The 8,215-nt window shown below is 68.5% G+C and carries 11 protein-coding genes; 1 reads left to right on the top strand and 10 read right to left on the bottom strand.

What is annotated here, in order from left to right; genetic code table 11:
• The 9 genes from ACIY1X_RS22185 to ACIY1X_RS22145 form a co-directional block, all read right to left on the bottom strand.
• Positions 1-1,838: relaxase/mobilization nuclease domain-containing protein (locus ACIY1X_RS22185; protein ID WP_399684801.1), on the bottom strand; the 1,838-nt coding region annotated here is incomplete at its 3' end.
• Positions 1,839-2,298: 460 nt separating this feature from the next.
• Complete coding sequence (locus tag ACIY1X_RS22180; RefSeq protein ID WP_043565518.1) at positions 2,299-2,895, bottom strand: S26 family signal peptidase; 597 nt, start codon at positions 2,893-2,895, stop codon at positions 2,299-2,301.
• On the bottom strand, positions 2,892-3,425 hold the full coding sequence (locus ACIY1X_RS22175) for a DUF2840 domain-containing protein (protein ID WP_015014853.1): 534 nt from the start codon (positions 3,423-3,425) through the stop codon (positions 2,892-2,894). Before ACIY1X_RS22175 ends, ACIY1X_RS22180 begins: the two co-directional genes overlap by 4 nt.
• Positions 3,422-3,706, bottom strand: a complete 285-nt coding sequence (locus tag ACIY1X_RS22170) for a hypothetical protein (RefSeq protein WP_015014852.1) — start codon at positions 3,704-3,706, stop codon at positions 3,422-3,424. The genes ACIY1X_RS22175 and ACIY1X_RS22170 overlap by 4 nt, the downstream gene beginning before the upstream one ends.
• Complete coding sequence (gene parA, locus ACIY1X_RS22165) at positions 3,703-4,341, bottom strand: ParA family partition ATPase (protein ID WP_015014851.1); 639 nt, start codon at positions 4,339-4,341, stop codon at positions 3,703-3,705. Before parA ends, ACIY1X_RS22170 begins: the two co-directional genes overlap by 4 nt.
• A gap of 253 nt (positions 4,342-4,594) precedes the next feature.
• Positions 4,595-5,452 (bottom strand): replication initiator protein A, encoded by an 858-nt coding sequence (locus tag ACIY1X_RS22160; RefSeq protein ID WP_015014850.1) that lies wholly within the window; start codon positions 5,450-5,452, stop codon positions 4,595-4,597.
• Between the two features lie 26 nt (positions 5,453-5,478).
• A complete protein-coding gene (locus ACIY1X_RS22155) occupies positions 5,479-5,760 on the bottom strand; it encodes an AlpA family transcriptional regulator (RefSeq protein ID WP_013721771.1) in 282 nt (93 codons plus the stop codon).
• A gap of 84 nt (positions 5,761-5,844) precedes the next feature.
• A complete protein-coding gene (locus tag ACIY1X_RS22150; RefSeq protein WP_013721772.1) occupies positions 5,845-6,618 on the bottom strand; it encodes a DUF2285 domain-containing protein in 774 nt (257 codons plus the stop codon).
• 309 nt (positions 6,619-6,927) lie between these two features.
• Positions 6,928-7,278 carry a DUF2958 domain-containing protein gene (locus tag ACIY1X_RS22145; RefSeq protein ID WP_015014849.1) on the bottom strand — a complete coding sequence of 117 codons (351 nt, stop codon included), beginning with the start codon at positions 7,276-7,278 and terminating at the stop codon, positions 6,928-6,930.
• 240 nt (positions 7,279-7,518) lie between these two features.
• Between ACIY1X_RS22145 and ACIY1X_RS22140 the strand changes: the two genes are divergently transcribed.
• Positions 7,519-7,824, top strand: coding sequence for a helix-turn-helix domain-containing protein (locus ACIY1X_RS22140; protein WP_013721774.1), 306 nt, complete (start codon positions 7,519-7,521; stop codon positions 7,822-7,824).
• A gap of 63 nt (positions 7,825-7,887) precedes the next feature.
• On the opposite strand, the gene ACIY1X_RS22135 is transcribed toward ACIY1X_RS22140, so the two are convergent.
• Positions 7,888-8,202, bottom strand: a complete 315-nt coding sequence (locus tag ACIY1X_RS22135; RefSeq protein WP_015014848.1) for a DUF736 domain-containing protein — start codon at positions 8,200-8,202, stop codon at positions 7,888-7,890.
• Between the last annotated feature and the right edge of the window lie 13 nt (positions 8,203-8,215).

The following is an 8,215-nucleotide window of genomic DNA, read 5'->3' as shown; positions in this document are numbered from 1 at the left end:
GCGTAGCGCCCGCTGGCGAGCATGACGCTGCGCCGGTAGATGCCGGCCACGCGCTGCCCATCGGCCACCGGGCGATGCTCCAGGCCGGTTTCGCCGGCAATGTCCTTCGCGGCTTGTGCCAGTTCCCGGTTGCGCAGCGTGCCCAGCAGGTTGCGCGCCAGGATCACGCGCTGCCCGCGCCGCTCGGCCAGCCCCTGTTCGGCAAGGAAGTCGGCGCGTTTCTGCAATGCCTCCTTGACCTCGCCGCCAAAGCCCAGGTCCCCCAGGCCCGAGCCGCCGCCGATCAACTGCTGGTCGAGCCAGGTGGCCCCGATCACGCGCGCCTGCCGCTCGATGGGCAGGTGCGATTTCAGCTCTACAGCCACGCCGCCCAGGCGCTGCGCGTCGTACTGGCGACCGCGCTCGGCCAGGTCGCCCGGCACCTTCCATAGCCCCTCGGCCACGCGCTCCACGATGCCGCCGCGGCGCAAGGCTTCGAGCCGGCGGACATGGGCGGCGACGACTTCCTGCGGATCACGGCCCGGCATGGCCTGACCCTGTGCGATGGCGAGGTGGTGGTCGGTGCGGTACAGGCCATCGCTCGCCAGAGCGGCGATGTTCCTGTCGGCCGCGCGCACGTCGGCCGATCCCTTCACCTCCACCACGGCGCCGGTGGGATAGTTCGCCAGCTCGTCGCGGGCGTTGAGCGCGACGTAGTGGGCCTTGCCGTCCACCCCGTCGATGACCAGATAGCCCCGGTCGCGCAGCTCGTCGGCCAGCCCCTTCGCAGCCACGCGGCCGAGGATGGTTCGGCCATCGTCGCCCGGCTCGAACACCGCCAGCTCGCGCGGTTCGCCGCGCATGGCTCGCTGCATGGTGCGGATGATGTCGCCGCGCTCGCCCAGGGTGCGCAGCGTCTTTTCGGCATCCGCATGGACGGCCCAGGTGCCCGGCTGCGTCTCGTCGGCGAGGCCCATGCGCTGCAAGCGTGGCAGGCGGCCGATCAGCAGCAGGCGCTGGCGTTGCAGCCGCGGTTCGTTGAACCGTTCGACATGCACCAGGCCATCGTCGCCCAGTTCGCGTTTGAGCGTGCGATCCAGGCTCGTCCATCGCTCCTGATCCACTTCACGCTGCAAGGTCTGCTGGATCTCCAGCTCGGTGCGTGGCCCCAGCCATTCGGTCGCCAGCTCGGACGCGCGATGCCGGAAGCCATCGGCGATGTAGTCGCCCGCGATGATGAGGTCTTTGCCCGTGTCGTCCCGTCCGCGCACGATCAAGTGGGTGTGCGGGTTGTCGGTGTTCCAGTGATCGACCGCCACCCATTCCAGCCGTGTGCCCAGGTCGGCTTCCATGCGGCCCATGAGATGCCGCGTGTAGGTGCGCAGGTCGTCCAGTTCCGCGCCATCCTCCGGCGAGAGGATGAAGCGGAAATGGTGCCGGTCGTCGGCGCAGCGTTCCTTGAAGGCGTCGAGGTCGGCAGCATCGGTCTGCGGCCCATAGGCTTGGCCTGGCTCGCCATCGCGGCCGGCGCCGTCGCGCTCGATGTAGCGCAGGTGCTTGGCGAGCGACTGCGGACTGGCCCGCTGCTGATTGACCAGCAGCGTCTTGATGGTCACGCGCCGCGACATGGGCGTGAGCTTCGCGCCCGCGAAGCGCGCCGCCGTGTGGCCGCGTCCCAGCCGCGAGCCGGGCCGCTGGCCGATGCCGGCGCCCTTGCCACTGCCGCCAGGACGGCGCACCGCCGACTTGCCGCTGCTGGCCTTTCCTGCCTGCTTGAGCACCTTGGAAACGAAGCCCTGGCCCCGGTTCTTCGGGGCGCTGGGGCGGATGCGGAAATCGTCATCGCGGCGGTTGGTCATGGCTGGGCTCCCTGCAAGCTCTGGCGTGTCCGGGCGTGCGAAGCACGTGGACATGACTGCATCGGCGCGGGCTTCGCGCCCCAAGCGGCACGGCGGCAAAGCCGCTCCGTGCCGCGCCACCCCCACGTGCAGACAGGCTTTCGACGCGGCCCGGTGCCGCGTCCTTTTGTCTTGCCTTCCGCCTTTGCCCCTCGCTGGCGCTCCGGGCCGCGGCGGCCCGGCGGCGCTGCTGCGCGAGCAGCCAGCGCGCCGGCGAACGCGCGAACCAGCGCGGTGAGGGCCGCAGGCCGGGCGCGTTCGAGGCAAGACGCCTGCACGTGGGACGGCTGCGCCGAAGGCAGCGCGAAGTGCGGCGCGGATGCGCTCGCACTGCACGCGCGACAGCATGGCGACGGACAGCAGAACGACACGCCCGATGGCACGATGAAATGCACGGCAACGTGCAGCGAGTCGGCGGCCATCATGGGCGAGACTCCAGCCAGACCGGATGCGCGACGCCGATCACGGCGGATGCGCTGACCGGCCCGAAATACCGGCTGTCGAACGACGCCGGGTTGGTCACACTGAGCAGGAACAGTTCGCCAGCTTCAAGGCGACGGCACTGCTGCCAGGATGGCAGCGGCCGGCCCCAGCGGTCGGCGGGCAGCGCGGCGGCCGAAGGCACGCCGTCGATGCGGACGATGCGGCCAGTGATGCACACCTCCTGCGGCGCGATGGCGCCCACGCGCTTGAGCAGCGGGACGCGCGCCGGCAGGTAGCCGCGCTGCGCGGCCAGCGCGGCAGCGTCTGGCGGCAGCGTGGTCAGGACGATGCTGCCCACGGACAAGGGGCGTGGCAGCGAGCCGGGCTTACGGCCCAGCGGATCGACGCGATACCAGCCGACCGCCACGCTGTCGGACGGGTTGTAGATCAGGCGCGGCAGCGGATGCACGAAGGACGCCCAGGCCAGCGCAGCGAGGCCCCAGGCGGACAGGCTCGCCAGCACGAGGCGAGCGCGCAAACGTGCGCGGGGCGCGCGAGGACGCGGCTCGGTGCAGGCAGGGGAAACGGCGGTCATGGCAGCGCCCTCCCGGTCAGCCAGGCGGCGTGCCGCTCGGCGGTGTATTCGGGCAACGGCAGGCGCGCGGCGAGCCGGTTGGCGAGCGTGCGCCAGTACGCGGGCGACGCACCGATAGGCGCGATGCCCAGCGCCTCGATGGAGTCGATGCGCTCCAGCACGGCGCGCACCTGGTTCTCCCCTTCGGCGTGCAGCAGCAGGCGCGCGCCAGGCTGCACGCCGGGGATGCGCTGCGCCGCATCGAACGGCGTGCAAGCCTGCATCACCATGAGCTGCCAGCGGATCGTGCCGTAGTCGTTGGCATGCCAGCGGATGCGGCAGAACATGGCACCCGGCAGGAACACCGCGCAGCGCCGCCAGCGGTCGAGCTGGAGCGTGCGCGCAGGTTCGCCGAAGCGCAGGTAGAGCTTGAAGCGCGGTTCGATGTAGGCCAGCGCCACGCGCGTCAGCGGTGCGCTGGCAGGCTGGCCGAAAGATGCTGCGAGCGCAGCCGTGGCCGCGCCAGCGACAGGCGAAGCGGATGTGGTCATGGGGTGTTTTCCCTGCGGTGTTCTGGAAACTCGCGCTCAAGCAGGCCGCGCAGCAGATCGGCCACCGTCACGCCTTGCGTGAAGGCCGACACCTTGATGCGCGCCCGCATCGCGGGCGTGATGTCGAGGGTCAGGCGGGCGGTGTAGAGGTCGCCCTTGCCCAGCGCATCGGCGTCGCCCTGGCGAATCCACGCCTCGGCGTGCGGATTCGCGGGCGGACGCGCGCCGATGCCGACGCGCTTGACCGAGCGTTTGCCGTTCGGTGGCGGCTTTGCGGTCATGGCGTCCACCGCAACAGTTCGTCCACCAGCGCGGTGATTTCGCGCGCGGCGGCGCTGTCCGGCGCCGTCTCGCGTGCAAGCCGTCCAGCGGCCACGCTGTCGGCGAACACGATGCGTTGATGCACTTCCGCGCGCAGCGCAGGAAGCGGCTGGTCGGCGAGTGCCTGGCGCGCTTCGCGTCCGATCACGGTGGTACTGACGCGCCGATTGATGACGAAGGCCGCGCGCAGCGCAGGCCGAAACACCTGCGCTTCGCGGATCAGCGCCACCATCTCCGCGCTGGCCCACAGGTCGTAGGGGCTGGGCTGCACCGGAATCAGCACGCGCTCGGCCGCCAGCAGCGCGGAGCGCGCCAAGGCGGCGATCCTGGGCGGCCCGTCGATGACGACGTGATCGGCCCGCCAGGCGAGTTCTGGCGCCTCCTGATGCAGCGTTTCGCGTGCGAGGCCCACGGCGCTGAACAGCCTTGGCAAGCCTTGCTGGCTTCTGCGCTGCGTCCAGTCCAGCGATGAGCCTTGCGGGTCGGCATCCAGCAGCACGACGTGCTGGCCGCGCATCGCCAACTCTCCAGCGATGTGCGTGGCGAGCGTGGTCTTGCCCACGCCGCCTTTCTGGTTGAGCAGAGCAACGATCATGGCGCGGCCCTCCGTGTTGGAAAGCCGGGCTGTTGCCGCTGCGCTTCGTGCCGCGTGGCGGTTGTCCACCGTGGCGCGGCGCTTCTACTACCAGTTAGAGGTTTTAAGTTAGGGAAGTTAGAGGGGCCGCAAACCCGCGCCGTTATTGGCTTTGCGGCCGATTCGTACTCCTGATAGCACGATAGCCGTACTCCCGATAGCACGATACCTCGTACTCCTGATAGCACGAGCCCGTCCACAAGTTGCGCACCGTTTATCCCCGTGCCGTGTATGGCACGGGCCGAAAGGTCAGCAGCTCGGCGCCGTTGTCCGGCATCCGCTCGATGCCCAGGGCGTAGCCCGGCAGCGACTGCCGCGCGACCAGCGTGCGCAGGTCGTAGGCGAAGTCCGAGAAGCGCGTAGCGCTGCCCGATTTCCGATACAGGTGTCGGAAATCGAACTGCCAGCCGCCCGGCTGTCGGCCACCGTGCTTGCGCACCAGCCGGTACAGCCAGCGCTCGATGCCGCCCGTCAGCCGGAAATACGCCGGGTCGATGGTCAGCACCAGGGCGGCGTCCATGACGCCGGCATAGAACCAGTCCGGCAAGATCAGCTCCAGCCCCAAGGGCGTGCCCTTGGCATCGGCCAGTTCCTTCCACTCGTTGATCCACGAGAAGCGATGCAGGCGCCGTCCGGTCGTCTCGCGGATCGACGTGGCCACCGTGGTCGATTGCAGCCGGTCGAGGGCGGCCTTGAGGCGCTGGTAGTCGCGCAGCGACGTACCGCGCCCGATGAACCGCAGGATCTCGTAGGGCGTGGCCTGCATCAGCCGCGACGAGCGGAAGCCCGCGTCGCGGGCTTCCACGATCTGCGAGGCCGCCCATATCAGCACGTCCGCGTCCCAAATCGTGGCGATGCCATGCTCGGCCGTGCCTTCCACGCGGATCGTGACGTTCCCCGCCCGGAAGTCGATCGGCGCGACGCGCCGCGACTTCGCCAGCGAGAAGAACGGAAAGGCCATCAAGTCCTGGCTGTCGCGCGGCGCCATGTCGCCGGGCAAGGCGCGGAACAGGTCGAGCTGTTCGCGCTCTTGCAACGGCCGCTGCCGGGACGGCAGCGCAGGGCTGGACATGGCGATGGCCTCCCGCGCTCCAGTGGTCAGCGCGCACGGCTGTCGGCCGAGTGGTGCTCGGCGTATTCGGGATCGGAAGTCGTCTCGAAGCTGCGGTCGGCGGCCCAGGCATCGAGGTCGGCCACGGCGTACATGACGCGCCGGCCGAACTTGCGAAAGCGCGGGCCGCCGCCGATCACGCGCTGCTTTTCCAGCGTGCGCGGCGACAGGCGCAGGTATTCGGCGGCTTCGTCGTTGGTCAGATAGCGTTGGGGCTGCGCGGCAGCAGTTGAGACAGCGGCGGCAGGCCGCAAAGGAGCGGGACGCATGAGATGAACCTCCATCGGTTGCAAAGCTCCGGCCACACAGCGCAACCGGATGGAAGCCAGTCTCAGAAAACGAAGCTGCTCTGCTCAGGGACGTTTTGCGTCTCCATCAAAACGTCCCTTCTCAAGCGGCGACAGTTGTGCTAGGCGGCGGTAGCCGCCGCGCATCAACGCATCGCCGCGCCGCACCAGGCGGCGCACGCGGGCACGCAGATCGCCATCGGCGTGCCAGTCGGCGGCCACGGCATCGGCGCCGAACAGACCTTCGGCCACGTCGCGCAAGGACGCACCCGCCAGGGTCGCGTCGAGCGCCTGCAAGGTGTGCAGTTCCAGCAGCGCGGCAGGTGTCGGCCTACGTCTGGCATCGGCCAGTGCCGCGCCGAACACATGACCGCGCGCAGGCGCGGCAGCGCCGCCGCGGTGGGCATAGGCGACGGCCATGCCGTCTTCCAGTCCAGGCGCGAGCGCGAAGCGCAGGCAATGGCCGGGGCTGCGTGCGGTGAGCGCCAGCCCCTTGCCATCGTGGAGCAGTTGCTTATGGCCGGGGATACGCCAGAACGCGAAGGATTCGGCATCCACGGGCGGATCGGCATCGGGGTAGAGTTGCACCACGGCAGCGTGGCCGGGTTGCCAGGCCGGATGCGCGTCGCGCGCATCCAGGGCCGGGTCTTCCAGCAGGCGCAGGCCCCAGCGATGCGCCGCGTCCTGTGCTGCCTGTGACCGGCGACGATGGCGCAGCCAATCGAGCCGGTAGTCGGGGTGCCTGCGCAGGTACTCCCAGGCGAGCGCAAGGCTGTCCAGATGCAGCACGTACAGATACGCGGCAGTCGGATACCAAGACTCGGCGGCGCGATCGGCCATGACGCAACCTCCTGGGAACAGGAATCGCCGCCACGGCCGGGCTACGCGCTACATCGCCATCGTCAGAACGTCATGGGTAAAAATTGTGGCTCGGGTTGTCAAGACCAATTGGCTCCGATGCGTTGCGGTTTCCGTCTCAATGTGGCAGTGGCAGCGCCCCGACCGTGGGACGCCGTACAGGCCAGCCTGCCGCAGCCCAGGCCGGACATCATGACTGTTTCGATCAGATTTGCCGGGGTATGCCGCAAGAGTGCCGATTAAGACCTATCCGGCATGACACCAGACTGAGAAAGCCACAGTAGGCCGTACTCAGTCCGGGATGGCCCCGTCGCGCTCGGCCAGCCGGGTGTATTCCGACAGCGTGCGCGTGGGGCGGAAATAGAGGTCGCGCATCACGGGCTGCTGATGCGGCCCGACGATGCCAGCCAGCTCGGACAGCTTGACGGTTCCTTGCGCCGGCATTCCGATTCCCAGGTCGATGAGGCCCCAGGCGGTGTCGCCATCGGCGGGATCGAGCGCAGCCAGCAGCCAGGTCACATGCGCGTCCGGCGTGAACAGCCGCACCACGGGCACCGGGTCGATGGCCCGGCCAGCGGCGCGGGCCTCGCCGTTGGCGAGCAGTTGCGCGCGCTCCGGGACGGTGGCGAGTGGCTGGGGCATGGTCGGCAATCCCACAAATCCAATGATGCACGGATGCGGTTTCACGCCCAAGCGCAGAACCGCCAAACCGGATTTACGCCTTCGTGCGCAAGCGCGGATGCGCTTGCGTGGCTTTGCTGGAACCCGCCGATGCGGATTTCCGTAAAGGCACAAAAACGTAGAACACCAAATGAACACTATAGATTGTAGCTCTATAGGACGCAATGGGCTGTCATCTTGGTTTTTCGAGGGAAACCATAGGTGGCGGCTGGGAACTCATTGGCGAAGGCGTTGAAGACAGTTAGAAAGGCCCGTGGCTTGAGCCAGGAAGCCTTCTCTGACGTGTCCAGCCGTACCTATATGAGTACCCTCGAACGCGACCTGAAAAGCCCGACCTTGAACAAGCTGGCCGAGCTGTGCGAGGTGATGGAGATCCACCCGCTCACACTGCTGACGCTGGCCTATGCGGGCAATAGCCCGCACAAGGCCGACGAACTGCTGGCGCAGGTGCGCCAGGAGCTGGAGGCGGTGTTGAAGGAACGCGACGCGGCGAAGCCGCGCGCGTGACGTTGTGATGTGCTGCGACCAGCAGCACAGCGCCCCGCCGCGATGGGCGGGGCGCTGCGGCGGTCACGCCGCCTGGGGCTTGCTGCGCGACCAGATAAGGTCGTGCGTGCCGTCCTCGCCTTCGATCAGGCGGGCATAGACCGGAGCCGGGAACGAAGGATCGTCGAGGGTCACGGACAGGTAATCGCGCCCGGCCTCGCTTGTCTTCTTCCACGCCGCGCCGATGTCGTGGCCGGCGGCCTGGAGGCGGAAGTCGGGGGCGTTCTCGCTGCTGCCCTTGTCGTTGGGAACCAGCTTGGCCTTGACGTTGAGTGTCAGGGTGCGAAGCGTGCCGGTGAAGCCGTCTTTGTCTGCGGTGAAGGTGCCGATGTTGGCCATGATGTTTTCTCCT

The sequence above is a fragment of the Xenophilus sp. genome (assembly GCF_044462705.1).
GTDB classification, from domain to species: Bacteria; Pseudomonadota; Gammaproteobacteria; order Burkholderiales; family Burkholderiaceae_C; genus Xenophilus; species Xenophilus azovorans.
The sequence above is the reverse complement of the archived record's forward strand: the minus strand, read 5'-3'. Positions and strand labels throughout refer to the sequence as shown.

Excerpts from the sequence above, each read along its gene's own strand:
- ACIY1X_RS22135 (WP_015014848.1), bottom strand. The coding sequence starts at position 8,202 with ATGGCCAACATCGGCACCTTCACCGCAGACAAAGACGGCTTCACCGGC.
- ACIY1X_RS22170 (WP_015014852.1), bottom strand. The coding sequence starts at position 3,706 with ATGACCGCAAAGCCGCCACCGAACGGCAAACGCTCGGTCAAGCGCGTC.
- ACIY1X_RS22180 (WP_043565518.1), bottom strand. The coding sequence starts at position 2,895 with ATGACCGCCGTTTCCCCTGCCTGCACCGAGCCGCGTCCTCGCGCGCCC.
- ACIY1X_RS22175 (WP_015014853.1), bottom strand. The coding sequence starts at position 3,425 with ATGACCACATCCGCTTCGCCTGTCGCTGGCGCGGCCACGGCTGCGCTC.
- parA (WP_015014851.1), bottom strand. The coding sequence starts at position 4,341 with ATGATCGTTGCTCTGCTCAACCAGAAAGGCGGCGTGGGCAAGACCACG.
- ACIY1X_RS22145 (WP_015014849.1), bottom strand. The coding sequence starts at position 7,278 with ATGCCCCAGCCACTCGCCACCGTCCCGGAGCGCGCGCAACTGCTCGCC.
- ACIY1X_RS22160 (WP_015014850.1), bottom strand. The coding sequence starts at position 5,452 with ATGTCCAGCCCTGCGCTGCCGTCCCGGCAGCGGCCGTTGCAAGAGCGC.
- ACIY1X_RS22150 (WP_013721772.1), bottom strand. The coding sequence starts at position 6,618 with ATGGCCGATCGCGCCGCCGAGTCTTGGTATCCGACTGCCGCGTATCTG.
- ACIY1X_RS22155 (WP_013721771.1), bottom strand. The coding sequence starts at position 5,760 with ATGCGTCCCGCTCCTTTGCGGCCTGCCGCCGCTGTCTCAACTGCTGCC.